Source organism: Janthinobacterium aquaticum, assembly GCF_009208565.1.
In the GTDB taxonomy this organism is placed as follows: Bacteria; Pseudomonadota; Gammaproteobacteria; order Burkholderiales; family Burkholderiaceae_D; genus Janthinobacterium.
In genome coordinates this window covers 174,319-200,600 of record NZ_WFLK01000015.1, presented here as the reverse complement: position 1 = coordinate 200,600, position 26,282 = coordinate 174,319, and the positions used below count along the sequence as shown (strand labels likewise).

At 62.8% G+C, this 26,282-nt stretch carries 23 protein-coding genes; 15 read left to right on the top strand and 8 right to left on the bottom strand.

From position 1 onward, the window contains the following. Positions 1-58: 58 nt before the first annotated feature. The 4 genes from GCM43_RS21770 to GCM43_RS21755 form a co-directional block, all read right to left on the bottom strand. A complete protein-coding gene (locus tag GCM43_RS21770; RefSeq protein WP_152247980.1) occupies positions 59-721 on the bottom strand; it encodes a uracil-DNA glycosylase in 663 nt (220 codons plus the stop codon). A 129-nt stretch (positions 722-850) separates the two neighbouring features. After that, positions 851-1,867 carry a lipoyl synthase gene (gene lipA / locus GCM43_RS21765; protein ID WP_152247979.1) on the bottom strand — a complete coding sequence of 339 codons (1,017 nt, stop codon included), beginning with the start codon at positions 1,865-1,867 and terminating at the stop codon, positions 851-853. A 37-nt stretch (positions 1,868-1,904) separates the two neighbouring features. Then, positions 1,905-2,615, bottom strand: a complete 711-nt coding sequence (lipB, locus tag GCM43_RS21760; protein ID WP_152247978.1) for a lipoyl(octanoyl) transferase LipB — start codon at positions 2,613-2,615, stop codon at positions 1,905-1,907. Between the two features lie 85 nt (positions 2,616-2,700). Then, positions 2,701-2,976: a DUF493 family protein gene (locus GCM43_RS21755; protein ID WP_152247977.1), complete on the bottom strand. Its 276-nt coding sequence runs from the start codon at positions 2,974-2,976 to the stop codon at positions 2,701-2,703. Here GCM43_RS21755 and GCM43_RS25880 point away from each other — a divergent pair. Further along, complete coding sequence (locus tag GCM43_RS25880; RefSeq protein ID WP_193315697.1) at positions 2,975-3,133, top strand: hypothetical protein; 159 nt, start codon at positions 2,975-2,977, stop codon at positions 3,131-3,133. The genes GCM43_RS21755 and GCM43_RS25880 overlap by 2 nt on opposite strands. A 233-nt stretch (positions 3,134-3,366) precedes the next feature. On the opposite strand, the gene GCM43_RS21750 is transcribed toward GCM43_RS25880, so the two are convergent. Both GCM43_RS21750 and GCM43_RS21745 read right to left on the bottom strand, forming a co-directional pair. Further along, positions 3,367-5,208 carry a DUF6600 domain-containing protein gene (locus tag GCM43_RS21750; RefSeq protein WP_152247976.1) on the bottom strand — a complete coding sequence of 614 codons (1,842 nt, stop codon included), beginning with the start codon at positions 5,206-5,208 and terminating at the stop codon, positions 3,367-3,369. Between the two features lie 122 nt (positions 5,209-5,330). Next, positions 5,331-5,969, bottom strand: coding sequence for a LysE family transporter (locus GCM43_RS21745; protein ID WP_152247975.1), 639 nt, complete (start codon positions 5,967-5,969; stop codon positions 5,331-5,333). Between the two features lie 170 nt (positions 5,970-6,139). Here GCM43_RS21745 and GCM43_RS21740 point away from each other — a divergent pair, with 170 nt between their 5' ends. From GCM43_RS21740 to GCM43_RS21680, 13 genes are all read left to right on the top strand, one after another. Further along, positions 6,140-7,087: a DUF808 domain-containing protein gene (locus GCM43_RS21740; RefSeq protein ID WP_152247974.1), complete on the top strand. Its 948-nt coding sequence runs from the start codon at positions 6,140-6,142 to the stop codon at positions 7,085-7,087. 230 nt (positions 7,088-7,317) lie between these two features. Next, entirely contained in the window at positions 7,318-9,378 is a 2,061-nt protein-coding gene (locus GCM43_RS21735) for an EAL domain-containing protein (RefSeq protein ID WP_226929605.1), read from the top strand. 154 nt (positions 9,379-9,532) lie between these two features. Next, the gene (locus tag GCM43_RS21730) at positions 9,533-11,194 is read left to right on the top strand and encodes a methyl-accepting chemotaxis protein (RefSeq protein ID WP_152247972.1); all 1,662 of its coding nucleotides are present in this window, start codon (positions 9,533-9,535) and stop codon (positions 11,192-11,194) included. 50 nt (positions 11,195-11,244) lie between these two features. Beyond that, positions 11,245-12,693 carry an oxygen-independent coproporphyrinogen III oxidase gene (hemN, locus tag GCM43_RS21725; protein WP_152247971.1) on the top strand — a complete coding sequence of 483 codons (1,449 nt, stop codon included), beginning with the start codon at positions 11,245-11,247 and terminating at the stop codon, positions 12,691-12,693. A gap of 8 nt (positions 12,694-12,701) precedes the next feature. Next, the gene (locus GCM43_RS21720; RefSeq protein WP_152247970.1) at positions 12,702-13,451 is read left to right on the top strand and encodes a sulfite exporter TauE/SafE family protein; all 750 of its coding nucleotides are present in this window, start codon (positions 12,702-12,704) and stop codon (positions 13,449-13,451) included. A gap of 10 nt (positions 13,452-13,461) precedes the next feature. Next, positions 13,462-15,900, top strand: a complete 2,439-nt coding sequence (locus GCM43_RS21715) for a heavy metal translocating P-type ATPase (protein ID WP_152247969.1) — start codon at positions 13,462-13,464, stop codon at positions 15,898-15,900. Beyond that, complete coding sequence (ccoS, locus tag GCM43_RS21710; protein ID WP_152247968.1) at positions 15,900-16,076, top strand: cbb3-type cytochrome oxidase assembly protein CcoS; 177 nt, start codon at positions 15,900-15,902, stop codon at positions 16,074-16,076. The genes GCM43_RS21715 and ccoS overlap by 1 nt, the downstream gene beginning before the upstream one ends. Positions 16,077-16,321: 245 nt before the next feature. Then, positions 16,322-17,749 (top strand): cytochrome-c oxidase, cbb3-type subunit I, encoded by a 1,428-nt coding sequence (gene ccoN / locus GCM43_RS21705; protein ID WP_152247967.1) that lies wholly within the window; start codon positions 16,322-16,324, stop codon positions 17,747-17,749. A gap of 16 nt (positions 17,750-17,765) precedes the next feature. After that, complete coding sequence (gene ccoO, locus GCM43_RS21700) at positions 17,766-18,380, top strand: cytochrome-c oxidase, cbb3-type subunit II (RefSeq protein ID WP_152247966.1); 615 nt, start codon at positions 17,766-17,768, stop codon at positions 18,378-18,380. Position 18,381: 1 nt separating this feature from the next. Continuing rightward, positions 18,382-18,582 (top strand): cbb3-type cytochrome oxidase subunit 3, encoded by a 201-nt coding sequence (locus GCM43_RS21695; RefSeq protein WP_152247965.1) that lies wholly within the window; start codon positions 18,382-18,384, stop codon positions 18,580-18,582. Then, on the top strand, positions 18,575-19,501 hold the full coding sequence (gene ccoP, locus GCM43_RS21690; RefSeq protein WP_152247964.1) for a cytochrome-c oxidase, cbb3-type subunit III: 927 nt from the start codon (positions 18,575-18,577) through the stop codon (positions 19,499-19,501). The genes GCM43_RS21695 and ccoP overlap by 8 nt, the downstream gene beginning before the upstream one ends. Then, a complete protein-coding gene (gene ccoG, locus GCM43_RS21685) occupies positions 19,501-20,889 on the top strand; it encodes a cytochrome c oxidase accessory protein CcoG (protein ID WP_152247963.1) in 1,389 nt (462 codons plus the stop codon). Before ccoP ends, ccoG begins: the two co-directional genes overlap by 1 nt. Positions 20,890-20,901: 12 nt before the next feature. After that, a complete protein-coding gene (locus GCM43_RS21680) occupies positions 20,902-21,426 on the top strand; it encodes a FixH family protein (RefSeq protein ID WP_152247962.1) in 525 nt (174 codons plus the stop codon). Between the two features lie 16 nt (positions 21,427-21,442). On the opposite strand, the gene fnr is transcribed toward GCM43_RS21680, so the two are convergent. Then, on the bottom strand, positions 21,443-22,201 hold the full coding sequence (fnr, locus tag GCM43_RS21675) for a fumarate/nitrate reduction transcriptional regulator Fnr (RefSeq protein ID WP_152247961.1): 759 nt from the start codon (positions 22,199-22,201) through the stop codon (positions 21,443-21,445). A gap of 227 nt (positions 22,202-22,428) precedes the next feature. On the opposite strand from fnr, the gene GCM43_RS21670 reads away from it, so the two are divergent. Next, entirely contained in the window at positions 22,429-25,500 is a 3,072-nt protein-coding gene (locus tag GCM43_RS21670; protein ID WP_152247960.1) for a HAMP domain-containing sensor histidine kinase, read from the top strand. On the opposite strand, the gene GCM43_RS21665 is transcribed toward GCM43_RS21670, so the two are convergent. After that, positions 25,497-26,267, bottom strand: a complete 771-nt coding sequence (locus tag GCM43_RS21665; RefSeq protein ID WP_152248006.1) for a TOBE domain-containing protein — start codon at positions 26,265-26,267, stop codon at positions 25,497-25,499. The genes GCM43_RS21670 and GCM43_RS21665 overlap by 4 nt on opposite strands. Positions 26,268-26,282: the final 15 nt, after the last annotated feature.

Genomic DNA, 26,282 nt, shown 5'->3' with positions numbered 1-26,282 from the left:
TTACCCTGACGTAGGTCGGATTAGCCGCGCAGCGGCGTAATCCGACAACAACGTTGGCTTAAGCCCACACGATGGGCGCCTGGCCATTGGCCTGCAGATAGGCATTGGCCTGGCTGAACGGTTTGCTGTCAAAGAAACCGCGGTGCGCCGATAGCGGGGACGGATGCGGCGCTGTCAGAATCAGATGCTTGCCCGCATCGATCAGCGCGCGCTTGGCAATCGCATACGATCCCCACAGGATGAAGACCACGCCTTCACGCTCGGCCGACAGGCGGGCAATGGCGCTGTCGGTCAGCTTTTCCCAGCCTTTGCCGGCATGCGAGCCGGCCTCGCCCGAGCGCACCGTCAGCACGCTGTTAAGCAAAAACACGCCCTGTTCGGCCCAGTCGGTCAGGTCGGTATGAGTGCGCTGCACGCCCACGTCGCTGGCCAGCTCCTTGATAATATTGCGCAGGCTAGGCTGCGGCCGGGTGCCATCGGGTATCGAGAAGCACAGTCCCATGGCCGCGCCCGGCGTGTGATACGGATCCTGACCCAGGATCACCACCTTGACCTGGTCGAACGGCGTCAGGTCAAACGCGCGAAAAATGTTTTTACCGGCAGGAAAACACGGTCCGGCCGCATATTCCTCCTTCACAAACGCTGCCAGGCTGTCCCACCACGGCTGCTCGAACTGCTGCTGCAACTGCTGTTTCCACGATGCTTCAATGCGCACATCCATGCCCACTCCTTCCGTTGATCCGATTGTGCGAGTATAAACATTGCGCCTTGCTGGCGGTTCACGTTTCACACAGGCAAAAAAAACCGCCCGGCAATGCGGGCGGTGATGATGAAGCAGCTTGCGAGGCTCTTAGGCGTTCAGCGCCGATTCCACGCCAGCCAGATGCGCCTGCTCGTCTGCATGGTAGGAACTGCGCACCATGGCGCCCACGGCAGCGTGGGTAAAGCCCATCTTGTAGGCTTCGGCTTCGAACATCTTGAACACGTCCGGGTGCACGTAGCGGCGTACCGGCAGATGGCTGTCTGATGGCGCCAGGTACTGGCCGATGGTCAGCATGTCGATATCGTGCTCGCGCATGTCGCGCATGACCTGCAGGATTTCCTCGTCGGTCTCGCCGAGGCCGACCATGATGCCGGACTTGGTCTTGACGTCAGGGTACATGGCCTTGAAGTCTTTCAGCAGTTTCAACGAATGCATGTAGTCCGAACCCGGGCGCGCTTCCTTGTACAGGCGCGGCGCCGTTTCCAGGTTGTGGTTCATGACGTCCGGCAGGCCGTCCTTGAACAGCAGCAGGGCTTTTTCCAGGCGGCCACGGAAGTCCGGCACCAGCACTTCGATGCGGGTGTTCGGCGACAGCGCGCGCGTCTGCTGGATGCACTCGACAAAATGGCCGGCGCCGCCGTCGCGCAGGTCGTCGCGGTCGACCGAGGTGATCACCACGTAGTTCAGGCGCAGCTTGGCGATGGTTTTCGACAGGTTGGCCGGCTCTTCCTTGTCCAGCGGGTCAGGACGGCCATGGCCGACGTCGCAGAACGGGCAGCGGCGCGTGCACTTGTCGCCCATGATCATGAAAGTGGCGGTACCTTTGCCGAAGCATTCGCCGATATTCGGGCAGCTTGCTTCTTCGCACACGGTGACCAGCTTGTTTTCGCGCAGCGTATCCTTGATTTCATAGAAACGGGTCGAGGCCGAAGCGGCCTTGACGCGGATCCAGTCCGGCTTTTTCAGGCGCTCGACTTGCTCGATTGGAATAATCTTGATCGGAATACGCGAAGTCTTGCTGGCGCCTTTTTGCTTTTCGCTCGGGTTGTACACGGGCGTGGCGGCGGCTGCGGGGGCGGTACTGGAAACGGTTTCAGAAGTCATGGCTGCTGGCCCTTGACGGGCATGTTGGTTTGTTTGCTCAGGCAGCTGCTGCCTGAGATGCGCCTGCGGCGCTCTGCTGTACATCGAGTAATACGGTCAGTTCACGGGCCAGCGCACGCTGCACGTCGAGCAGCGGCACGTCCACGCCCTGGCTGCGCATGTCCACCGTTTTCAGGCCGGAATAGCCGCAGGGGTTAATCCAGGAAAACGGCGACAGGTCCATCGCCACATTGAGCGACAGGCCGTGGTAGGTGCAGCCGTTGCCGCGCACCTTGAGGCCCAGCGCGGCGATCTTGGCGCCTTTGTCGGGTCCGCCGGCCAGGTAAATACCAGGCGCGCCCTCGATGCGCTCACCCGCGAGATTATACGCCGCCAGCACATTGATGATGGCCTGCTCGATTTTATGCACGAACTGGCGCGCATAGAGCTTGCCGCCAGGCTTGTTGCGGCGCAGATCCATCAGCAGGTAAATCACCACCTGGCCAGGGCCGTGAAACGTGACTTCGCCGCCACGGTCGGTCTGCACCACGGGGATCGCCTGTTCTTCGATCAGGCTGCCGGCCAGCAGATGGCCGCGGTCGGCGGCCAGGCCCAGCGTAAACACGGGCGGATGCTCGACGATCCACAATTCATCGCGCGTTTCAGTGCTGCGCGCATCGGTAAAGGCGCGCATGGCGGCAAAGGTCGGCTCGTAGTCGACGCGACCGAGCTCGCGGATCAGTGCCGCTTCAGTGACGTTGGTGGTCATGACAGATTCGGTGGTGGTGCGGTGTACCCATGATTATAAGCCAGGCCGGCTTTTCAGTCAGCCTGGCCAGGCAGCACCGCCCGCATTACATGACGATCTTGACCATCGGATGGGCCGACAGCGCCGTATAGAGGGCGTCGAGCTGTTCACGGCTGACGGCGCGCACGGTCACGGTCAGGCCGGTGTAGTTGCCTTTGCCGGAAGGACGCGCTTCCAGGCGGCCAGCGTGGAAGGTCGGGTCATGGCTGATGATCAGCTCGGTAATGGTCGGTGCGAAATCGACATGGGTCGGTCCCATCACCTTGATGGGAAAGTCGCTGGGATACTCGATCAGCGATTCGCTGGGGGGAATGTTTTGCATGGTAAATCCAATCGATGCGGAAAGTGCGGTGAACGTTGCTTTAGGCAAGCTATATGCCGACATTGTAGCCAAAATCAAGCGCAAGGCCCGACAGGGCCTGACTTTCACCGGTGAAAATGCACGCGCCCAAAAAAAAGCCAGCCCAAGGGCTGGCTAAAACTATTTCAAATCGGAAAAAAGGAAATAGCGGTAAAGCACGGTCTGGTCTCGACGCGCCCGCCGCGCCAGCTTGCTAGCTGGTCGGGGCGGCAGTTGCGCCGCTGCGTTTTGCAGTAAGGCCAGATTAGCGAAAACCGCTTGCCGTTGCCAGCGACATGTGACGGATGGCAGAAATATCGGCCTGAATGGCCGGAACAAAGGGGCAGAATGCACGCCAGGAATGCGCAACACTCAAGGCTCCACTTGCCGCATCCGGTTATTTTGCGGGCGCTGCTGTTCGCGGTTTTCCCTCGCTTCGCGCTGTTCCCGCACGCGCTCGGGACGCGGGTCGGGCCTTTCAGCTCTTGGCGCTGGCCTTGGCTCGGTCCTCACTTCAGGTCGCGGCTCGGAGCGCGGGTCAGGCCGTTCGGCACGCGGTTCGCGGCGCTCGGGCCGTATCTGCTCCGATGGCGCAAACACGGGCCGTCCTTCGCGGCCTTCGCGCTCCGACCGCCAGGGCCGCACTTGATCCTGTACCGGCGGCAAAGCCGGTACGACCGGCATGGCTGGTGCGGGCGGTGCTGCCGGCGTGGGTGGTGCGGCCGGCATGACCGGCGCGGCGGGCGCCGTCACGATGGGCGGGCGCGCCTGCGGCGGACGCGGCGCCGCCGGATTGAACACCGGCGCCTGGCCGCCCGGTGGATTGCGCCAGCCAGGGCGGTCGTCTTCGCGCACGGTGCGCATATTGTGCACGTTGTTCACGTCAGGCGAATCGGTCTGCAGGCGGCCCGGACGATTGATCCATGCCGGGCGCGGCGCCGTGTCGCGGCGCTCGCCTTGCGGACGCTGCCACTGCGGCTGGCCTGGCGGCGGCGCCGTGGTGAGCGGCATATTGGTCAGTTGCGGCGCCGGCAGTGTCACGCGGCTGCCACGCGGCACATCGACCATGCGGCGCGGGCCGAACGGCTGGCCCGGCAGCATGGTCAGGCCTTCACGGCGCTCGCGCTCGCCAGGCAGCTGGCGGCGTCCTTCGGCTATACGGTTGACGCGCCAGGCATAATCGGGCCTGACGCGGTAGCCGGGCACATAATGGTCGCGCGGCGACAGCGGGAACCAGCCCACGCCTGGGCCGGCGTGCTGGCCGGGGCGCGCCGGATGGTTGCCGCCGACCCAGCCCACCAGCGCCGGCGCCCAGGCGCCGCGCACCCGTTCGCGCCCGGGCGCCCAGCCCCAGCGCTTGCCGACCAGCACCCAGCGGCCGTAATGCGACGGCGCATAACCCCACGGCGCATTGTCGATCCAGGTCCAGCCCCACGGCGCAATCCAGCTCCAGCGGCCGTCGCTGTACGGCGCCCAGCCGGCCGGCACCGTACGCGGCAGCCACAGCGGCCCATAATCGGTATTGTCCTGCCAGGCGCCATAGCGGTCCAGTTCTTCGTAACCGGTCATGTCCTGCGTCACATAGCGCAAGGCGGGCGCGGCCGAGGGCAGGCTTTCCGGCCAGTCATCGAACGCAATACGCTGCAGCGGCCCCGTGTTCAGGCCGTCATTGCTCAATTCAACCCGTTTGCCCGCCTGCACGGTAATGCTGGCCATGCTGCCATCGACGTCGGCCTGGCCATCGAGCACGCTGATGATACTGACGCCAGCCGGACGCCCGGCGTCAACGCGCACCCAGCCCGGCTCGCGCAGGCTGACCCGCGCCTGGGCCGTGGTCAGCTCGAAACCGCGCAGCGCCTCAGCGTCGCGCACCCGCACGCTGACGCTGCCATAGCTCAGGTGCAGCCTGAAGCTGTCGTCGTCCAGCTGGCTCACTTCCAGTTCCGAATCGGCATCCAGGCGTACGGCGACAGTGCCAACGCGCAACTCGGCCAGGCCGTTGCGCTCGGTAGTAATGCGGTTGTCGGAGGTAATCGGCCAGTTCAGCAGGGCCGTTTGCGCCTCGCCGTCGCCGGCGCGCAGCAGCACCGGCCCGGCCAGCGTGGAAATGCGGCCGACGCGCTCGGGCGCCTCGACATCATCATCAGCAACAGCGATTGAAAAGGCCGAGGTCAGCACCACGGCGCACAGGGTATGCAGGAAATTCGGACGCATGGCAGCGCTCCAGGCAGGACAGCAAAAGAAGGGATAGCCTATTACAGCGCGCCTGCCGCACGGCGACAAGCGCGCTTACAAATGATTGCACCTCGAACAGTACGATATAACCGTACGATACTTCAGCCGGCGTGCGCACCGCGCTTGACGAAGAACAGCGCCGCGCCAACCGCCATCAGCAGGCCACCAAAGAAGCGGTTCTGCTTTTTGACGGCGCGCGCATCGCGGAAAAACCGCTGCATCGACGAGGCCAGAAAGGCATAGCTGTGCATGACGATCAGATCGATGGTGCACATGGTCACGGCCAGGATCAGCAGTTGCGGCAGCACGGGAGCGCCAGCGCTGATAAATTGCGGCAATACCGCCACCATGAAAATAATGCCCTTGGGATTGGTGACATTGGTCAGAAAACCGGTCAGCACGCGCCTGCGCATCGATGGCAGCACGCTGGCCGCATGCAGGTCGTCCGCCACCGCCACCCTGGCGCGCCACTGCGACAGGCCCAGGTAGATCAGGTACAGCGCGCCGACCGTCTTGACGATATTGAACGCCACTTCGGAGGCCAGCAGCAGCGAGCCGACGCCGGCGCCGGCAATGAACAGCACCACCAGCAGCCCCAGCTGCAAGCCCAGGATGGTGGCGCTGGTCTTTTTCACACCATACGACAGGCCGTGCGACATCGACAGCACGGCGCCGGAACCGGGCGAAACAGCAATAATCGAGGCGGCAATCACAAACGTGATCCAGGTGGCAAAACTCATCTTGCATCCAGAGATAGGGGAAACGGCCATTTTACCGCGCTGCGTGCGGCGCTGCCGGACGCGCTGGGGTAAGATCATGCTCATTCCACCTTGCTACCCTGCCAATAACAACATCATGAAAAATACACCAGTTTTTTGCTCATCCTTGCCTGCAGCAGGAGGACGCTGATATGGCCGGCTCCAGCCTGTTTGCCCTGCTCGACGATATTGCCAGCATCCTCGACGACGTTTCGCTGATGACCAAGGTGGCGGCCAAGAAAACGGCCGGCGTACTCGGTGACGACCTGGCTCTGAACGCCCAGCAGGTGTCGGGCGTGCGCGCCGAACGCGAACTGCCGGTGGTGTGGGCGGTGGCCGTCGGTTCGCTGAAGAACAAAGCCATCCTGGTGCCGGCCGCGCTGGCCATCAGCGCCTTTGCGCCGTGGGCCATTACGCCGCTGCTGATGGTGGGCGGCGCCTATCTGTGCTTTGAAGGTTTCGAGAAGATCGCCCATCCGTTTTTGCACCCCGATGACAGCCACAAGGCCGAGCTGGCTGAAGCGCTGCGCAATCCGCAGGTCGATCTGATGGCGCTGGAAAAAGACAAGATCAAGGGTGCCATCCGCACCGACTTTATCCTGTCGGCCGAGATTATCGTGATTGCCCTGGGTACGGTCGCCACCGCCACCTTTGCCGAGCAGGTAGCGGTAGTGGCCGGCATTGCCGTCATCATGACCGTCGGCGTATATGGCCTGGTAGCGGGCATCGTCAAGCTCGACGATGCCGGCTTCTACCTGGCGGCGCGCCGTGGCACGGGCAAGCTGATGGACGGCGTGCGCGCGCTGGGCCGCATGCTGGTATCGGCCGCACCAAAGCTGATGAAGTTCCTGTCGATCGTCGGCACGCTGGCCATGTTCATGGTCGGCGGCGGCATCCTGACGCACGGCTGGCCGTGGGCCAGCGAGCTGCTGCACCAGGTCGAGCATGCGGTGGCTGGCGTGGCCGGCATCGGCCCGGTGCTGGCGGCGGTGCTGCCCAGCGTGATCAACGCCGTGGTCGGCGTGATTGCCGGCGCCGTGGTGCTGGCCGTGGTCAAGGGTGCGCAGGCTTTGTTGCGCCTGGTCAAACCCGGCAAGTAGGCTGTGCTGCGCCGATAAGGCGGTGTGGCAAAACGTGCGCGACCTGGCCTGCGTCGGCCTTGATGCATCAGAAAACACGCCAGGCAGTCCGGCCAAGTCCTAAGCGACAGCGGGAACCAAAGTCCCGCCAGCCCATCTATTAGACAGATGGCAACGCAGATGGACAACGGCGGGAGAACGCAATGGGCGATTTGCAACAACGTCTACAGATGGCCCTGGACGCCGCGCACATGGCAATCTGGGATTCGCGCCTCGTCAACGGCCAGGCCATCGAGGGCACGGTGTACTGGTCAGCCGGCGGCGCCGCACTGCTGGGCTTGCCAGCACGCGCGCTGAGCCAGTCCTTCCGCGACTTTCTCGGCCATGTGCACGACGAGGACCGTGCGACGCTGCTGGCCATCATGCAGGCCGGCATCGACCAGCGCACCGGCTACGAACTGCAATACCGCGTGCTCTGGCCCGATGGCGACACTCACTGGCTCGACGCCAGGGCGCAGGTATTGAGCGACCGGCAGGGGCGGCCAATGCGCACGCTGGGCATGATCCGCGACATCACCGAACAGCGCCAGCAGATGATCGCCATTGCCGAACGCCAAGAGTTGGCCGAAGTAACGCTCAACTCGATCGGCGACGGCGTGATGACCACCGACCCGCAGGGCAAGACCCGCTACCTGAACCGGATGGCCGAACAGCTGACCGGCTGGAGCAATGCGCTGGCGCACGGCCGCGATATCCGGGAAACCTTGCAACTGGTCGATGAAAGCAGCGGCCAGCCGCTCGAACATGTGGCCGTCAAATGCCTGCAGCAGCGCCAGGCCATCGGGCTGTCGAGCCATGCGCAGTTGCTCACGCGCGACGGGCACAGCATCGCCATTGCCGACTCGGCCGCACCGATCTGGTCGCGCGACGGCGTTATTCTCGGTGCGGTGGTGGTGTTTCGCGACGTCAGCCACGAACGCAAGCTGAGCCAGCAACTGTCGTGGCAGGCCACCCACGATACGCTCACCGGACTGGTCAACCGGCGCGAATTCGAGCACCTGGTGGCCAGCGCCCTGCACACCGCCAAGGAAGAAGGCCATACCCATGCGCTGCTGTACCTGGACCTCGACCAGTTCAAGGTCATCAACGATACCTGCGGCCATGGCGCCGGTGACGTGCTGCTGCAGTTGCTGGCCAAGCTGCTGCAGGCGCAGATGCGCGACAGCGACATCCTGGCGCGCCTGGGCGGCGATGAACTGGGCGTGCTGCTGCCGCATTGCCCGCTCGACCATGCGCGCCTGGTCGGCGAACAGCTGCGCCAGTCGATCCGCGACTTCCGTTTTGCCTGGGATACCCGTACTTTCGAGCTGGGGGTGAGCATCGGCATGGTGGAAATCACCCAGGACAGCAAATCGACCAGCGAACTGCTGGTCGCGGCCGACCAGGCCTGCTACCTGGCCAAGGAGCAAGGGCGCAACCGCATCCATGTGTATCAGGAGTCGGACGTCATGCTGGCCCAGCGGCATGGCGAAATGCTGTGGATATCGCGCCTGAACGAAGCGTTCGAGCGCGACTACTTTCGCCTGTACGCAATGCCCATCGTGCATCTGCATGCAGGCCAGGAAAGCCATAACGAAGTGCTGATCCGCATCCGCAACAGCCATGGCGAACTGATACTGCCCGGCGCCTTTATCCCGGCAGCCGAGCGCTACGACATGATGGGCTCGATCGACCGCTGGGTTATCCGCGCCGTCTGCCACCACATCATGAGCGTGCGCGACAGCCTGCCGCCACTCGACGCGCTGGCTGAAAGCTGCCGCCGCACACCGGCGCTGTACTCGATCAACCTGTCGGGTATGTCGCTGGCCGACACCAGCTTGCAACACTATATTACCGGCCAGTTCGTGCAATTCGAGATTGCGCCCGAACAGATCTGCTTTGAAATCACGGAAACGGCGGTGATTGCCAACCTGCCCAAGGCGCAAGTGTTCATGCACCAGCTCAAGACGCTGGGCTGCCGCTTTTCGCTCGATGACTTCGGCAGCGGCTTTTCTTCTTTCGGCTACCTGAAGGCCCTGCCGGTCGACTACCTGAAAATCGACGGCCTGTTCGTACGCGACATCGCCAGCAACGCCATCAACCGCGCCATGGTCAAGGCCATCAATGAAGTGGGCCATGTGATGGGCATCAAGACGGTGGCCGAATACGTGGAAAACAGCGCCACCCTGGCCGTGATACGCGAACTGGGCGTCGATTACGCCCAGGGCCATGCAGTGGGTAACGTGCGCCCTTTGACTGCCGGCCTGGACTGACGGCGCAAATACCTGAGCCAAGTTTGATGATTTTGATCTACATCAATAAATTTGCCGTGGTGAATCCTTACACTGACCCACGTTCTTGCAATCATGCAAGTTGTACTTAATAAAAGCGTCTGACAGCGGTCCGGCGCACTGTCCGGGAAACCCCATGCGCCAGAATCTGCCAGTTACCAATCGCGAAATCCTTGTTCTGGACGACCAGGCCATCGTGTCGAAGACGGACATGAACGGCAATATCGTTTATGTGAATCCCTACTTCAGCCAGGTTTCCGGTTTCAGCGAAGCCGAACTGCTGGGCGCGCCGCAAAATATCGTGCGCCATCCGGACATGCCGGCCGAGGCCTTTGCCGACCTGTGGTCGTCGGTACAGGCCGGCACGCCCTGGACCGGGCTGGTGAAAAACCGCTGCAAGAGCGGCGACTTTTACTGGGTGCGCGCCAACGTCACGCCGATCCGCGAAGCGGGCAAGACGGTCGGTTATATGTCGGTGCGCGTCAAGCCCGACCGCGACCAGGTCAAGGCTGCCGAAGAAGCTTATGCCGCCATCCGCAATCAGGAAGGCGGCAATATCCGTATCAAGAACGGCCAGATCATCCGCCCGGGCATCGCGCATGTGCTGCACAAACTGACGCATATGTCGCTCGGTCTGCGCATCTGGGCGGCTACCTCGATCGTCAACTGCCTGCAGGTGCTGGTGTGCGCCATCAGCCTGTTTGCCAACGGCGGCCAGGTCACCAACTACGCCATCTTCGGCGCCACCCTGTTCGGCCTGCTGATCAATGTATTCCTGTGGTACACGCTGCGCATGTCGGTGCTGCAGCCGCTGGGCAAAGCGCTCAACGGCGCGCGCGCGATTGCCGCCGGCGACCTGTCGGGCAGCTTTGAAACCGACAGCACCGACGAGATGGGCCAGTTGCTGCGCGCACTGCAGCAGATGAACAGCAACCTGATCGCCACCATCCGCGATGTGCGCATCAACGTGGAAACCATGGCGGTGGCCACCAAGCAGATCGCCGTCGGCAATATGGACCTGTCGGGCCGTACCGAATCGCAGGCCGCCAGCCTGGAAGAAACCGCCTCGAGCATCGAAGAATTTTCATCGACCGTGAAACAGAATGCCGACAACTCGGTGCAGGCCAACGAGCTGGCGCTGGCGGCCTCGAAAGTGGCGGTGCAGGGCGGCGAAATCGTGGCCGATGTGATCACCACCATGGACGACATCAATACCTCGTCGAAGAAAATCGTCGACATTATCGGCCTGATCGAAGGGATTGCCTTCCAGACCAATATCCTGGCCCTGAACGCGGCGGTGGAAGCGGCGCGCGCTGGCGAACAGGGCAAGGGCTTTGCGGTAGTGGCAGGCGAAGTGCGCAACCTGGCACAGCGCTCCTCGCTGGCCGCCAAGGACATCAAGCAGCTGATTGAAATTTCGGTCGGCAAGGTGGGGGCGGGCATGGTGCAGGTTAATCGCGCCGGCACCACCATGGAACAGGTCGTCAGTTCGGTACAGCAGGTAACAGCCATCATGCAGGAAATCTCGATTGCCTCGCGCGAGCAAAGCATCGGTGTCGACCAGGTCAACCAGGCGATTGCCCATATGGACCAGGTCACGCAGCAAAACGCGGCGCTGGTCGAAGAAGCGGCAGCTGCGGCCACCCGCCTGTCGGAAGAGGCGGCCAGCCTGTCGCAAGCGGTCAGCCTGTTTAACTTCGGCAAGATGCCCACGCCGCGCCGCGTGGCGCATGCCAATAACCGGGGCGGCGCCGCCAATACCGGCAAGCCGGCCGGCCTGAAACGCCTGGCCGCCTGATCATTCAAGCGTCATCACGAACCACCACGAACCAAGAAACAAGACACATCATGCCTACACTACTGAGCAACGCTTCCGCCGAACTGGATGCGGTGGTTGAATTCGATCCCGCCATTATCGGCAAGATGAGCCAGTCCGGCCCCCGCTACACCTCGTATCCGACCGCCGACCGCTTCAACGGCGAATTTGGCTACGGTAATTTCCTCGAAGCGCTGGCTGCACTGCGCATGCGCGGCGGGCGACGTCCGCTGTCGCTGTACGTGCACGTGCCGTTCTGCGACACGCTGTGCTACTACTGCGCCTGCAACAAGATCATCACAAAAGACCGCAGCAAGGCTGCCACCTACCTCAGCTACCTGAAACAGGAAATTGCCATGCAGGGCAAGCTGTTTGCCGGCATGAACCAGGTTGAACAGCTGCACTTCGGCGGCGGCACGCCCACCTATTTCAGTGAAAAGCAGATGGACGAGCTGATGAGCCATCTGCGCCTGCACTTCGATTTTGCGTCCGACGCCGATGGCGAATATTCGATCGAGATCGATCCGCGCACGGTCTCGCGCGAGCGCGTGTTTTCGCTGCGCAAGCAGGGCTTCAACCGCATCAGCCTGGGCGTGCAGGACTTCGACGAAAACGTGCAGAAAGCCGTCAATCGCATTCAGCCCGAAGCCGAAACGCTGGCCGTGATGCAGGCGGCGCGCGACGCCGGTTTTCGCTCGATCAGCATCGACCTGATCTACGGCCTGCCCAAGCAGAGCCTGGACACCATGACCGAGACGCTGCGCAAGGTGATTTCGGCCAGCCCCGACCGCATCGCGCTGTACCACTACGCGCATATGCCACACCTGTTCAAGCCGCAGCGCCGCATCCTCGATGAAGACATGCCCGACAGCAATACCAAGCTGGCCATGCTGGGCCTGTGCATCGCACGCCTGACGGCGGCCGGCTATGTCTATATCGGCATGGACCACTTTGCCAAGCCGACCGACGACCTGGCGGTGGCGCAGCGCCAGGGCCGCTTGCACCGCAATTTCCAAGGCTATTCGACGCGCGCCGAGGCCGACCTGATCGCCTGCGGCGTGTCGGCCATCAGCTCGGTTGGCGCGGTCTACAGCCAGAATGAGAAGACGCTTGACGCCTACTATGAAAAGCTCGACGGCGGCGTGCTGCCGATCGCGCGCGGCCTCAAGCTCGATACCGACGATTTGCTGCGCCGTATCATTATCCAGATGCTGATGTGCAATTTCGAACTGTCGATCGCCACCATCGAGCAGGCCCATCCGGTCAAGTTCCGCAGCTACTTCGCCACCGAGCTGGACAAACTACGCGAATTTGCGCGCGACGGCCTCTTGGTGATCGAAGAAGACTGGCTGACCGTCACGCCCAAGGGACGCTTGCTGATCCGCAATATCTGCATGGTGTTCGACCGCCACCTGACGCTGGCGCGCGCCAGCGCCGCTCCCGACGCCCCGCAACCGCTGCGCTACTCGAAAACCGTATAAGCGGCGCCATGGACGTGTCCAGTCTCTTGCCGCTGCTGCTGGTCGGCCTGGCCGGCAGCGTGCACTGCATCGGCATGTGCGGCGGCATCGTCGGCGCGCTGTCGATCGGCAGCGGTGCCGCCAGGCCGACAGGCCCGGTGATTGCAATTGCCGTGGTGCGGCCGCAGGGCAACCTGCTGCGCGTGCTGGCCTATAACGGCGGGCGCATCGGCAGCTATATGCTCGCTGGCGGCGTCGCCGGTGGCCTGGCCGGCGCCGGCATGCTGCGCCTGGCCAGCCTGCAGGTGGCCGGCTACTGGCTGGCCAACCTGATGCTGGTGGCACTGGGCCTGTATCTGATGGACGCCTGGCGCGGCCTGGCGCGCCTGGAAGCGGCCGGCAACGGCCTGTGGCGCCACCTGCGACCGCTGTTGAAACCGCTGCTGCCGATGGATACGCCGTTGAAAGCGCTGGCCGTCGGCGGCCTGTGGGGCTGGGTGCCGTGTGGCATGGTCTACAGCGCCTTGCTGACCGCCATGATGCAGGGCTCGGCCATCGGCGGCGCGGCCGCCATGGCCGCCTTTGGCCTGGGCACGCTGCCGACCCTGCTCGGCATGGGCCTGTTGGGCGCGCGCCTGCGCCAGCAATTGCAGCGTCGGCCCGTGCGCATTGCCGGCGGCCTGCTGGTGCTCGGCTTTGGCCTGCTGGGGCTGCTGCGCGCCGCCAACGGCGTCTCGCTGGGCTGGCTCGACGCCCTGTGCGTCACGCCCCATCCTTGAAAAGAATTCCATGAACGCTGTACTTTCACCCGAGCTTGATACCGCCTGCTTTCACTGCGGCCTGCCGGTGCCGTCCGATTCAAACTGGCTTGTGACCATCGACGACGTCGCGCGCGCCATGTGCTGCCCTGGCTGCGAGGCGGTGGCGCAAACCATCGTTGAAATCGGCCAGAGCGCCTACTACCGCGAACGCGACGCCTATGCCGCCAATGCCGCCGACGCCAGCCTGGTGCCGCCCGAACTGCGCCTGTACAGCAATGACGATGCACAGTTCGCGCGCGACGCCAGCAGCTGCGAAGCCACGCTGTCGGTCGAGGGCATACGCTGCGCCGCCTGCGTCTGGCTGATCGAGCGCCAGCTGGGCCGCCTGCCCGGCGTGCAGGTGGCCAGCCTGAACGTGGCCACCGAACGGCTGTACGTGCGCTGGAACCGCGCCCAGTGCGAGCCCGGCGATATCCTGCAGGCGGTGCGCCAGGTCGGCTATACGGCTTACCCCTACGATGCGGTGCGCCACGGCGAACGCCTGCAACAAGCCAGCAAGACGCTGGGCCGCCAGCTGTTCGTGGCCGGCCTGTCGATGATGCAGGTGATGATGTATGTGGCGCCGTCTTACCTGGCGGCCGAGGACGGCACGCTGGACAACAATATGGCCAGCCTGATGCGCTGGGCCAGCCTGCTGCTGACCTTGCCTGCCATCTGCTATTCGGCGCTGCCGTTCTTCCAGGGCGCCTGGTCCAGCCTGCGCGCACGCACGCTTGGCATGGATGTGCCTGTCACGCTGGGCATCCTGGCCGCTTTCTTTGGCAGCCTGGTCGCCACCTTCACCGGCCGCGGCGAGGTGTACTTCGACTCGGCCACCATGTTCATTTTCCTGCTGCTGTGCAGCCGCTATTTCGAGCTGCAGGCGCGCCGCAAGGCGGCCTCGGCGCTGGAGCGGCTGCAGCATGCCTTGCCGGCTTCGGCCACGCTGATGGCCGGCTTCCCCGACAACCGCGCCACCATGCTGGTGCCGGCCGGCGCGCTGGCCATCGACGACCATATCCTGGTCAAGCCGGGCGAGGCAATCGCCGCCGACAGCGTGATCGTCGAGGGCGAGAGCGCGCTCGACCTGTCGCTGCTGACCGGCGAAAGCGCGGCGCAGCGGCGCCGTGTGGGCGAGCGCGTGCCCGGCGGCGCCATCAACGCCAGCGCCGCATTGATCCTGCGCGTGCTCAAACCTGCGCGCGACAGCACCCTGTCGGACCTGCTGAAGCTGATCGAGCGCGCCGGCAGCGGCAAGCCGCAGATCGCGCAGTGGGCCGACAAGGTGGCCGCCTGGTTCGTGCTGGGCCTGCTGCTGTTTGCCGTCGCCGTATTTGCCTTCTGGAGCTGGCATGACCCGGCGCAGGCCTGGCCGGTGGCCATTGCCGTGCTGGTGGTATCGTGCCCGTGCGCGCTGTCGCTGGCCACGCCGACCGCACTGGCCGCCGCCACCGACAGCCTGCTGCGGCGCGGCGTGCTGATCGTGCAGCCGCATGTACTGGAAACGCTGCACCGCGCCACCCACATCGTGTTCGACAAGACCGGCACGCTGACGCTGGGCCGCCCGGTGCTGCAGCAGACCGACATGCTAGGCAGCCTCGATGAAAAAGCTTGCCTGCGCCTGGCTGCTGCCCTGGAAGCAAACAGCGCCCATCCGCTGGCGCACGCCATGCTGGAAGCGGCTGGCAACGCCGCTACCGCCCATGCGCAGCAGGTACAGGAAGTGCAGGGCCAGGGCCTGGAAGGGGTGGTGGACGGCGTGCGCTACCGGCTCGGCAATGCCGCCTTCGTGGCCGCGCTGGCCGGCGCACCGCTGGGCGATACAGCCGTCGGCATGCAGGGCATGACGCCGCTGTACCTGGGCATGCAAGGGCGCTGGCTGACGCGCTTTCTGCTCAGCGACGCCTTGCGCCCGGAAGCGCGCGCCGTCATCGATTATTTCCACCAGCGCGGCAAGCAGGTGGTGCTGCTGAGCGGCGACCAGGAAGCGCTGACGCAAAGCGTGGCGCAGCAACTGGGCATCGCTACCGCCTGCGGCGAATGCCTGCCCGATGAAAAGCTCGACTTCGTGCAGCAATTGCAGGCCACCGGTGCGGTGGTGGCGATGGTCGGCGACGGCATCAATGACGCCGCCGTGCTGAGCGCGGCCGATGTCTCGTTTGCCATGGGTTCGGGCGCCGCGCTGGCGCAGGCGCATGCCGACACGGTGCTGCTGTCGTCGCAGTTGCAGTCGGTGCGCGATACCGCCAGCACGGCCGCGCGCAGCATGCGCATCATCCGTGAAAACCTGGGCTGGGCCACGCTGTACAATCTGACCGCCATCCCGGCCGCCGCGCTGGGTTTTCTCAATCCCTGGCTGTCCGGCGTAGGCATGGCGGCCAGTTCGGCGGTGGTCATTGCCAACGCCTTGCGCCTGCGGAGAAACTGATGGAATCGCTGTACCTGTTGATACCCCTGAGCGTGGTGGTGGTGTTTGGCGCCCTGTGGCTGTTCTTCAATGCCTCCGACGGCGGCCAGTTCGACGACCTGGTCGGCCCCGGCCTGCGCGTGCTGCAGGATGACGACACCACGCCGGAAAAACCGGCTGGCACCGAACCCGAATAAGATAACAAACCAGCCTGCGCATCGGGGCGCAGGCATGACTCCCATCACACACCTTTTCCCACGCAATCAACCGCATTGCGGCAGGCTTCCTGCACGCTTTTTTTTGCCTGGATCATCAATTATTTTGATGCCAGTTCGCTACCCCTATTTCATCTGGTTAATTTTGATCCACATCAAAGTTTTTTAGCGATCAAACACTTACGCTCTGGCCACCATCATAAATAGTAATTCCAGGGAGAGTCTTTGTGGATCAATCGCTGAACTATAACTACAAGATCGTGAAGCAATTCGCGGTCGCCACTGTAGTATGGGGCGTCATCGGCATGCTGGTAGGCGTGATTATCGCCGCCCAGCTGGCCTGGCCTGCCCTCAATCTAGACATACCATGGCTGACCTATGGCCGCCTGCGGCCATTGCACACCAATGCCGTCATTTTTGCCTTCGGCATCTGCGGCCTGTTCGCCACTTCGTACTACGTGGTGCAACGCACCTGCCAGGTACGCCTGTTTTCCGACAAGCTGGCCGCCTTCACCTTCTGGGGCTGGCAGGCAGTCATCCTGTGCGCCGTCGTTTCGCTGCCCATGGGTTTCACCCGCGGCAAGGAATACGCCGAACTGGAGTGGCCGATCAGCATTCTGATCGCCGTGGTCTGGATTTCCTACGCGATCGTGTTCTTCGGCACCATCGTCAAGCGCAAGGTCAAGCACATCTATGTGGCCAACTGGTTCTTCGGCGGCTATATCCTGGCCGTGACGATCCTGCACGTGGTGCAAGGCGCCGTGATGCCGGCCTCGTTTACCAAATCGTACTCGGCCTACACCGGCGTGCAGGACGCCATGATTCAATGGTGGTACGGCCATAACGCGGTGGGCTTCATCCTGACTGCCGGCTACCTGGGCATGGTCTACTACTTCATTCCGAAACAGGCCGAGCGCCCTGTGTACTCGTATCGTTTGTCGATCGTCCACTTCTGGGCGCTGATCTTCACCTACATGTGGGCCGGCCCGCATCACCTGCACTACACGGCACTGCCTGACTGGACCCAATCGATCGGCATGGTGTTTTCCTTGGTGCTGCTGGCGCCGAGCTGGGGCGGCATGATCAACGGCATCATGACTCTGTCGGGCGCCTGGCACAAGCTGCGCACCGACCCGATCCTGAAGTTCATGATCGTCTCGCTGTCGTTCTACGGCATCGCCACCTTCGAAGGCCCGATGATGTCGATCAAGACCATCAACTCGCTGTCGCACTACACCGACTGGACCGTGGCGCACGTGCATGCCGGTGCACTGGGCTGGGTGGGCTTCATCACCATGGGTTCGATCTACTACATCCTGCCGCGCATTGCCGGCCAGACCAAGATGTACAGCACGCGCCTGGTCGACGTGCACTTCTGGGTCGCCACCATCGGCGTGGTGCTGTATATCGCCGCAATGTGGATCGCCGGTGTGATGCAGGGCCTGATGTGGCGCGCAGTCAATCCGGACGGCACGCTGACCTATACCTTCGTTGAAGGCGTGAAGGCAACCTATCCGTACTACGTGGTGCGCGTGGGCGGCGGCCTGCTGTATCTGGCCGGCATGTGCGTGATGGCCTACAACACCTACATGACCGTGCGCGGCACCAAAGTGCCCGTGGCACGCATCCCGGAACTGAACGCGGCGCACGCCTGACAGGAGCAAAAGCAAAATGAAATTTTCACATGCATGGATTGAAAGAAACCCCTGGCTGCTGATCGGCCTGATCACGCTGGTGGTCAGCGTCGGCGGCGCCGTCGAGATCATTCCGCTGTTCTTCCAGAAGAGCACCACGGAGCCGATCGCCGGCCTCAAGCCCTACTCGGCGCTGCGCCTGGCCGGCCGCGACATTTATGTGCGCGAAGGCTGCTACAACTGCCACTCGCAGATGATCCGTCCGCTGCGCGCCGAGACCGAACGCTATGGCCACTATTCGGTGGCCGGCGAGTTCGTCTACGACCGTCCGTTCCAGTGGGGTTCCAAGCGTACCGGTCCCGACCTGGCACGCGTGGGCGCCCGCTACAGCGATGAATGGCATCGCACGCACTTGAACAACCCGCGCGACGTGGTGCCGGAATCGAACATGCCGGCCTACCCCTGGTTGGCCAAGACCAAACTGGTACCGGAAGAGATCGTGCCGAAAATGCGCGCCCTGAAACGCCTTGGCGACCCGTACAGCGAAGAAGAGATCGCCGCCGGCCCGGCCGAGCTGCAGGACAAGACGGAAGAAGACGCCCTGGTTGCCTATCTGCAAGGCCTGGGCACATTAATCAAAACGAGGAATTAGCATGGCAATCGACAATCTGTTCGACAGCGCCAGCAGCGTCATGACGGTGGTTTCCTTTACGACGTTCCTGGGCATCCTGTGGTGGACTTTCAGCCGCAGCAACAAGGACTTCGACGCAGCGGCGCACCTGCCGTTCGACGACGAAGCGCTTGACACTCCGGCCGCGCCGGCACCAGTAAAAGAGGAGCGCGCTCATGTCTGACTTCACCAGCGGTTTCTGGAATATCTATATCGTCGTGCTGTCGCTGCTGGGCATTATCGGCTGCGGCGTGCTGCTCTATTCGCAGTCGAAGGTGAAGGTCGAGCCGGGCGCACCGGCTGACGGCACCACCGGCCACGTCTGGGACGAAGACCTGACGGAGCTCAACACACCGATGCCGCGCTGGTGGATGTGGCTGTTCTACATCACCATCGTGTTTGCACTGGCCTACCTGTTCCTGTATCCGGGCCTGGGCACCTACCAGGGCAAGCTGGGCTGGAAATCGACCGGCCAGTACGAGGAAGAACTGAAGAAAGCGGAAGCCGATTACGGTCCGCTGTTCAACAAGTATCTGAGCCAGGACATCAAGACGGTCGCTGCCGATCCACAGGCCAACGCCATCGGCCAGCGCCTGTTCCTGACCTACTGCGCGCAGTGCCATGGTTCCGACGCCCGCGGCAACAAGGGCTTCCCGAACCTGACCGACAAGGACTGGCTGTATGGCGGCGATCCCGACATCATCAAGACCACCATCATGCACGGTCGCAACGGCATCATGCCGCCGATGGGTGCCGCAGTCGGTTCGGAAAAGGATATCGAGAACGTGGCGCACTACGTGCTGAGCCTGTCGGGTTCGACTTCCGATCCGGTCAAGTCGGTACTGGGCAAAGCCAAGTTCGGTGCCTGCATGGCCTGTCACGGCGCCGATGCCAAAGGCAACCAGCAGCTGGGCGCACCTAACCTGACCGACAAGATATGGCTGTACGGCGGCAGCGCCGATACCATCATGGAAACCATCCGCAAGGGCCGCAACAACACCATGCCCGCGTTCGGTGATTTCCTGGGCGAGTCGAAAGTGCATGTGCTGTCGGCCTATATCTGGAGCCTGTCCAATCCACAACCGCAGGCGCCAGTGAAGTAATGTCGGAACCTCAAGTCATCAAGATGTATGCGGCCCGCGAGCAAATCTACCCTCGCGAGGCCAAAGGACGCTATGCAACATGGCGCTGGGTGTGCGTATGGCTGACCCAGCTGGCGTTCTACGGCTTGCCCTGGCTCAACTGGAACGGTAGGCAAGCCCTGCTGTTCGATTTGACCACGCGCAAGTTCTACATTTTCGGCGTGGTACTGTGGCCGCAAGATTTCATCTATCTGGCGGCCCTGCTGATCATTGCGGCCTATCTGCTGTTCCTTGTCACTGCCATTGCCGGACGGGTGTGGTGCGGGTTCTCCTGTCCGCAAACGGTGTATACCGAGATTTTCCTGTGGGTCGAACGCAAGATCGAGGGCCCGCGCAGTGCCCGCATTGCGCTGGACCGCCAGGGACCGTCGGTACGCAAGGCAGCCAAGAAAACCGCAAAACATCTGGCTTGGGGTGCAATTGCACTGTGGACCGGTTTTACCTTCGTTGGCTATTTCACGCCCATCCACGAGCTGGCGCGTGAAGTGCAGACGTTCAACTTCGGCCCATGGGAATGGTTCTGGGTGCTGTTCTATGCGCTGGCCACCTACGGCAACGCGGGCTGGCTGCGCGAACAGGTGTGCAAATACATGTGCCCGTACGCGCGCTTCCAGAGCGCCATGTTCGACCAGGACACGCTGATCATCACCTACGACGCCAAGCGCGGCGAGCCACGCGGCGTGGCCAACAAGAAGGCGGCGCAACCGGCCAAGCCGCTGGGCGACTGCATCGACTGCACCATGTGCGTACAGGTCTGTCCGACCGGCATCGATATCCGCAACGGCCTGCAGTATGAATGCATCGGCTGCGCGGCCTGCGTCGATGCCTGCAACAGCGTGATGGACAAGATCGAACGCCCGCGCGGACTGATACGCTACAGTACCGACCATGCGATGGAAAACAACTTCGACTCGAAGCAGATCCGCCAGCGCGCCATGCGCCCGCGCGTGCTGATCTATAGTTCCATCCTGGCGCTGATCATTATCGGTGTCTGTACCTCGCTGTTCCTGCGCACGCCGCTGAAGATGGATGTGATCCGCGACCGTGGCTCGATGGGCCGCGAAGTGGAAGACGGCATGATAGAAAACGTCTACCGCCTGCAGATCATGAACACCTCCGAACAGCAGCAACACTTCAAGATCAGCGCGAGCGGCTTGTCCGGCCTTGAACTGATTTCGCGCGACGAAGTGACCTTGCAGCCGACCGAAACGCTGGGCTGGCCGATCCGCCTGCGCGTGCCGCACGGTGTGGGCGAGAAAGGCTCGAACAAGATTCATATCGAGCTGCAGTCGGTCGAGGACCCGTCGCTGCATGTGCGCGAGAGCGCGGTGTTTATCGTACCGAGATAAAAGGAGAAAACAATGTCCGATACAGTCAAACTGCAGCCCCCCGTCGACCCCTGGTACAAGCATCGCTGGCCGTGGCTGCTGATGATCGGCCCGGGCCTGTCGGTGGTGGTAGGCAGCTTCATGGGCTATATCGCCTTTACCCAGCCTGACGCGGTGGTGGTGGGCGATTACTACAAGAAGGGCAAGGCCATCAACCAGGACCTGCGCCGCGATACCGTGGCCAGCGATATGGGCATGGACACCAGTCTTGCTTATGACGTGGCGCAAGGGCGCCTGACCGGCTCGGTGCACAGCTTCAACAAGCCGTACACGGCGCCGCTGCAGCTGCACCTGGCGCACGCCACGCTGCCGGAAAAGGACATCAAGCTGCTGGTCAAACCCGATGCCGATGGCAATTTCTCGGTATCGCTGCCGATGCTCGAGCGCAGCCGCTGGCAGGTGCTGGTGGAAAACGACAAGCGTGAATGGCGTTTGTCGGGCATCTGGACCTGGCCGGTGCAGCGCAGCCTGGCGCTGCATGCCGACGAGGAGTTATAAGACCACGACGCCCGCTTTATTTGCAGGTATCGGTACCGGCCGTAATGGCCTTCAGTTTGGCTGGTTGCAAAATCTCGATCTCGCGGTTCGAGACGCGCAGCCAGCCTTCTTTTTTGAACTTCGACAACAGGCGGCTGACGCTTTCGATCGTCAGTCCCAGGTAATTGCCGATTTCCTCGCGCGACATGCGCAGCTGGAAGTTGTTGCCCGAGTAGCCGCGCGCCTCGTAGCGCGACGCCAGGTTGACGATAAAGGCGGCAAAGCGCTGCGTGGCCTGCATATTGCCGAGCAACAGCATGACGCTTTGCTCACGCGTGATTTCCTGGCTCATCATGCGGTGGAAATGGCGCAGCAGGGTCGGCATATTACCGAGCAGCTGCTCCAGGCTGGCAAACGGAATCTCGCACACTTCGCTGTCTTCCAGCGCCACCGCATTGCAATGGTGGCGGTCGGCGCTGATGGCGTCCATGCCCAGCAGCTCGCCGGCCATCTGGAAACCCGTCACCTGTTCTTCGCCGCCCGGATTGATCTGGTAGGTCTTGAAGTGGCCCAGGCGTATCGCATACAGGTTCTGGAACGAGTCGCCGATACGAAACAGCGACGCCCCGCGCGCGACCTTGCGGCGGCGGCCGATAATCTGGTCGAGCCTGTCCATATCGCCCACATCGAGTCCCATGGGCAGGCACAGCTGGTGCATGCTGCAGGTCGAACAGCGCGCGCGCAGCGCCTCCACGTTCAGGGTGGGCGGGGTTGGGGACAGTAACTCTGGTGTCATGGCAGTACCTTTAAGAAAATACAACAATGAGTTTACTGCAAAGTACGCTTGCTTGTGCCTATTTGATCTCAATTCCTGGCAATAAAGCTGTATTTCATTTATTTCTATGGCAACATCACCACTGGCGCGACACGCCAGGCGCCTGAACTTGCCAAGCTGCTGCAATGATAGGAAAATTCCTGGCAGCATTATCTGCAGCCGTGCCGCTCGCTTTTGAAAAGGAAAATATGAAGCCTCTCGGCATTAAAGTCAAAGTCGCGCTGGCTACCAGTCTGATCTCGATTGCCATGATTGCGCTGGTCACCACGATCCAGGTGCAGCGCATGCGCGACGATTTTACGCAGGTGCTGCTGAGCCAGCAAACGGCGATGATCGAACGTACGGCTGACGAGCTTGACGACAAACTGGGCATGCTGCTCGACATTATCAGCGAGACGGCGCGGCGCCAGCCGCTGGCGCTGATGGATAATCCGGCCCAGCTGCGCGAGTACTACACCCAGCGCGCCATGCTGTCGCTGTTTGACGATGTCATCGTGCTCGATGCGCAAGGCAAGGTGGTAGCCGATGTGCCCGAGGTCAAGGCGCGCAACGGTGTCGACGTGGCCGACCGGGCTTATTTCCAGACCATCATGCGCACCCGCAAGGCCATGATTACCGAACCCATCCTGGGCAAGACCAGCCACCAGCCGATCGTGCAGATGATCGCGCCCGTGCTCGATCAAGATGGTGAAGTGGCCGGCGTGGTGATCGGCGTCCTGCGCCTGTACAAGGACAATATGCTGGGCAAGCTGCGCACCGCCAAAGTGGGCAAGAACGGCTTTTACTTTATCCTCACGCGCGAAACCGAACCGCGCTACGTGCTGCACCCCGATGCCAGCCGCCTGCTCAAGCCACGTATACCCACTGCCAATATCACCACCACCCAGCTGCTCAAGGAAGACGGCGAGGGCAGCATGGTCAGCACCAACAGCCAGGGCGTTACCGGCGTCAACAGCTTCAGGCGATTGAAATCGGTCAACTGGCTGCTGGCTGCTTCCTTGCCCGTCACAGACGCTTTCGAACCGTTCAACGGCGTGCTGTACCGCCTGATACTGTGGAGTGTACTGGCCTCGCTGCTGGCGGCCGCCGTACTGGGCTGGGTCACCGTGCGGCTGCTCTCGCCGCTGGTGCGCCTGCGCGACACCCTGCTGGCCATGCGCGCCAGCGGCAGCCGCTTTACGCCGGTGCCGGTACTGCAACGCGACGAAGTAGGCCAGCTGACCGAAGCCTTCAACGGCCTGATGAGCGAGCGCGACCGCCTGCAGCAGGAAGTCGAAACACGCGCCGACGAACTGGAACTCGAACGCGACCGCGCCGAAGCAGCCAACCGCGCCAAAAGCGATTTCGTGGCCAATATGAGCCATGAGATCCGTACACCGCTGAACGCCGTGCTGGGCATGGTGTATTTGCTGGGCAATACCAGGCTCGACACCGAACAGCGCAAATACCTGACCATGGTGCGCGTGGCCGGCCAGTCGCTGCTGGGCATCCTTAACGATGTACTCGACTTTTCCAAGATCGAGGCGCGCCGCATGGACCTGTCGCCGATTGAATTCGACCTCGACGAGGTGATGAATACACTGGCCACCACCATGACCATGAACGCCGGTGAAAAGGAACTGGAACTGGCCATTGCGGTCGAACCGAATGTACCGCGTCGCCTGCTTGGCGACGCCCAGCGCCTGCAGCAGATCCTGGTCAACCTGGCCGGCAACGCCATCAAATTTACCGAAAGCGGCGAAGTGGTGGTGGCTGTCAGCGTGGAAGACAGCGACCAGCAGCGCACCTGGCTGCGCTTCGAAGTGCGCGACACCGGCATCGGCATGACGCTGCAGCAGCAGGAACAGTTGTTTACTGCCTTCTCGCAGGGCGACCAGAGCATTACACGCCGCTTTGGCGGCACTGGCCTGGGGCTGGCTATCAGCAAGCACCTGATCCGCATGATGGGCGGCGAAATCGCCGTGGCCAGCAGCGAAGGCAAGGGCAGCCGCTTCTGGTTTGCGGTGCCGTTCGAGGTGCTGGCACAGCCGGCGGAAGAGCGGCGCAAGCCGGCGCTGGGCCAGTTGCGCCTGCTGGTGGCCGATGACAACCGCACCACGCGCGAACTGATCGTCAAGCTGATCGAGGCATGGGGCTGGAGCGCCGATGAAGTCGATTCCGGCTTTGCCGCGATTGAACTGTACCGCGAACGGCTGGCAGGACAACAGCCGTATGACGTGGTGCTGGCCGACTGGCATATGCCGGTGATGGACGGCCTGGCCACGGCCAAGGCGATCCGCCAGGCCGCCAGCGGCCAGCGCCAGCCCATCGTGGTGATGGTCAACGCGTTTGCACGCAACCACCTGGAAGAAATCTCGAGCGCTGCCGAAGCCGATGTGGTGCTGATGAAGCCGATTACCGGTTCGAGCCTGTTCGATGCGCTACACCAGGCGCTGATCGCCAAGCACGATGGCGACGGCCAGGTGCAGCACAAGCCGGCCGGCACCGAACTGGCCGGCGTGCATTTCCTGCTGGTCGAAGACAACCACCTGAACCAGGCGGTAGCGCGCGGCATCCTCGAGCACATGGGCGCCACGCTTGACGTGGTCGGCGACGGCCTGCAGGCGGTCGAACGGCTGCGCATGGAATCCTTGCGTTATGACATCGTGCTGATGGACATGCAGATGCCCATCATGGACGGCTTCAGCGCCACCCATCTGATCCGCACCGAACTGCGCCTGACCCTGCCGGTGATCGCCATGACGGCCGGCGTGCTGGCCTCCGAGCGCGAGCGCTGCATGACGGCAGGCATTACCGACTTTATCGCCAAGCCGGTGGTGGTGGAAGAGATGATGGAAGTGATCGTGCGCCACCTGCCCAGGCGCCCGCAGGCGCTGCCGGCCAAGCCTGCCGCAGTCGTCGATGAAGAGGTGTTTTCCATGGCGCCGCTGATGCGCGTGATGGGCAAGGACGCCAAGGGCAGGGGCGTACTGCGGCGCATGGTGGAAGACGCGCTGAACAAGGATATGACGCCGATGCGCGACGCTGAAACGGCGCTGCAGGCCGGGCGCCACAGCGATGTCGGGCGCATCCTGCACAGCCTGCGCGGCTCGGTCGGCACCCTGGGCACCAAGCGCCTGATCCGCACCGCCTTTGCCACCGAAGAAGCGATCGACGCCGGCCGCCTGGAAGAAGTGCCGGCGCTGCTGGCCGCCACCGAACACGAACTGCAGCAGGCGCTGGCCGCAGCGCGCGAGTGGCTGGCGCACCTCGAAGACTAGGCGGCGGGCACGCCCAGGATCACGCTCGATGCCTTGAAGATGGCCGTCACGCTGCGGCCCACTTCGATGCCCAGGTCGCTGCTGCTCTGGTTGGTGATAATGGCGGCAATCGTGCCGCCGGCTGGCAGGTCGAGCACCACTTCGGTATTGACGGCGCCGGTCTGCACGCGGGTGACCGCGCCGCTCAGCTGGTTGCGCGCCGAGAAGCGCGCGCCCTCGGTGTCGGTGACCAGGATGATCGACGACGCCTTGATCAGCGCAAACGCTTCAACGCCGGGCCCCAGGCCCAAGCTGGCGCTGCTGCCTTGCGTGACGACTGCCACGATCTGCTGGCCACCCGGCAGGGTCAGGGTGACTTCATCATTGACGGCGCCAGTGGTCAGTTGCGTGACCTTGCCCAGGAATTGATTGCGTGCGGTGGTTTTCATGGCCATTCTCCTGATCAGTAAAAGGTCGTCTGCAATGCCCTCGGCCTGGCTTTCGAGCTGCTGCAAATAACGCGCATGCTCGCGTTCGATAACCTGAAAATTGTCGACCAGTTGCCGCCCGCGCGGCGTCAGGCGCGTGCCGCCGCCGCCCTTGCCGCCGGTCAGGCGCTCGACCAGCGGCTCGCCAGCCAGATTGTTCATCGCGTCGATCGCATCCCAGGCCGCCTTGTAGCTCATCTTGACCAGCTTGGCCGCCTGCGTGATCGAGCCGCATTCACCGATGGCGCCCAGCAGCTGCACGCGGCTGGCGCCGCCCAGGTTCTCGCCGCCGACCGTCATCCATACCGAACCTTG

Bases quoted from the DNA above. Each gene is read 5' to 3' on its own strand.
- ccoG (WP_152247963.1), top strand. From the start codon at position 19,501: ATGTCGGAACCTCAAGTCATCAAGATGTATGCGGCCCGCGAGCAAATC.
- ccoP (WP_152247964.1), top strand. From the start codon at position 18,575: ATGTCTGACTTCACCAGCGGTTTCTGGAATATCTATATCGTCGTGCTG.
- GCM43_RS21770 (WP_152247980.1), bottom strand. From the start codon at position 721: ATGGATGTGCGCATTGAAGCATCGTGGAAACAGCAGTTGCAGCAGCAG.
- GCM43_RS25880 (WP_193315697.1), top strand. From the start codon at position 2,975: ATGGTAAATCCAATCGATGCGGAAAGTGCGGTGAACGTTGCTTTAGGC.
- GCM43_RS21735 (WP_226929605.1), top strand. From the start codon at position 7,318: ATGGCAATCTGGGATTCGCGCCTCGTCAACGGCCAGGCCATCGAGGGC.
- GCM43_RS21680 (WP_152247962.1), top strand. From the start codon at position 20,902: ATGTCCGATACAGTCAAACTGCAGCCCCCCGTCGACCCCTGGTACAAG.
- ccoO (WP_152247966.1), top strand. From the start codon at position 17,766: ATGAAATTTTCACATGCATGGATTGAAAGAAACCCCTGGCTGCTGATC.
- GCM43_RS21745 (WP_152247975.1), bottom strand. From the start codon at position 5,969: ATGAGTTTTGCCACCTGGATCACGTTTGTGATTGCCGCCTCGATTATT.
- GCM43_RS21755 (WP_152247977.1), bottom strand. From the start codon at position 2,976: ATGCAAAACATTCCCCCCAGCGAATCGCTGATCGAGTATCCCAGCGAC.
- GCM43_RS21670 (WP_152247960.1), top strand. From the start codon at position 22,429: ATGAAGCCTCTCGGCATTAAAGTCAAAGTCGCGCTGGCTACCAGTCTG.
- GCM43_RS21740 (WP_152247974.1), top strand. From the start codon at position 6,140: ATGGCCGGCTCCAGCCTGTTTGCCCTGCTCGACGATATTGCCAGCATC.
- ccoS (WP_152247968.1), top strand. From the start codon at position 15,900: ATGGAATCGCTGTACCTGTTGATACCCCTGAGCGTGGTGGTGGTGTTT.
- GCM43_RS21715 (WP_152247969.1), top strand. From the start codon at position 13,462: ATGAACGCTGTACTTTCACCCGAGCTTGATACCGCCTGCTTTCACTGC.
- lipB (WP_152247978.1), bottom strand. From the start codon at position 2,615: ATGACCACCAACGTCACTGAAGCGGCACTGATCCGCGAGCTCGGTCGC.
- GCM43_RS21665 (WP_152248006.1), bottom strand. From the start codon at position 26,267: ATGACGGTCGGCGGCGAGAACCTGGGCGGCGCCAGCCGCGTGCAGCTG.
- hemN (WP_152247971.1), top strand. From the start codon at position 11,245: ATGCCTACACTACTGAGCAACGCTTCCGCCGAACTGGATGCGGTGGTT.
- GCM43_RS21720 (WP_152247970.1), top strand. From the start codon at position 12,702: ATGGACGTGTCCAGTCTCTTGCCGCTGCTGCTGGTCGGCCTGGCCGGC.
- fnr (WP_152247961.1), bottom strand. From the start codon at position 22,201: ATGACACCAGAGTTACTGTCCCCAACCCCGCCCACCCTGAACGTGGAG.
- GCM43_RS21730 (WP_152247972.1), top strand. From the start codon at position 9,533: ATGCGCCAGAATCTGCCAGTTACCAATCGCGAAATCCTTGTTCTGGAC.
- lipA (WP_152247979.1), bottom strand. From the start codon at position 1,867: ATGACTTCTGAAACCGTTTCCAGTACCGCCCCCGCAGCCGCCGCCACG.
- GCM43_RS21695 (WP_152247965.1), top strand. From the start codon at position 18,382: ATGGCAATCGACAATCTGTTCGACAGCGCCAGCAGCGTCATGACGGTG.
- GCM43_RS21750 (WP_152247976.1), bottom strand. From the start codon at position 5,208: ATGCGTCCGAATTTCCTGCATACCCTGTGCGCCGTGGTGCTGACCTCG.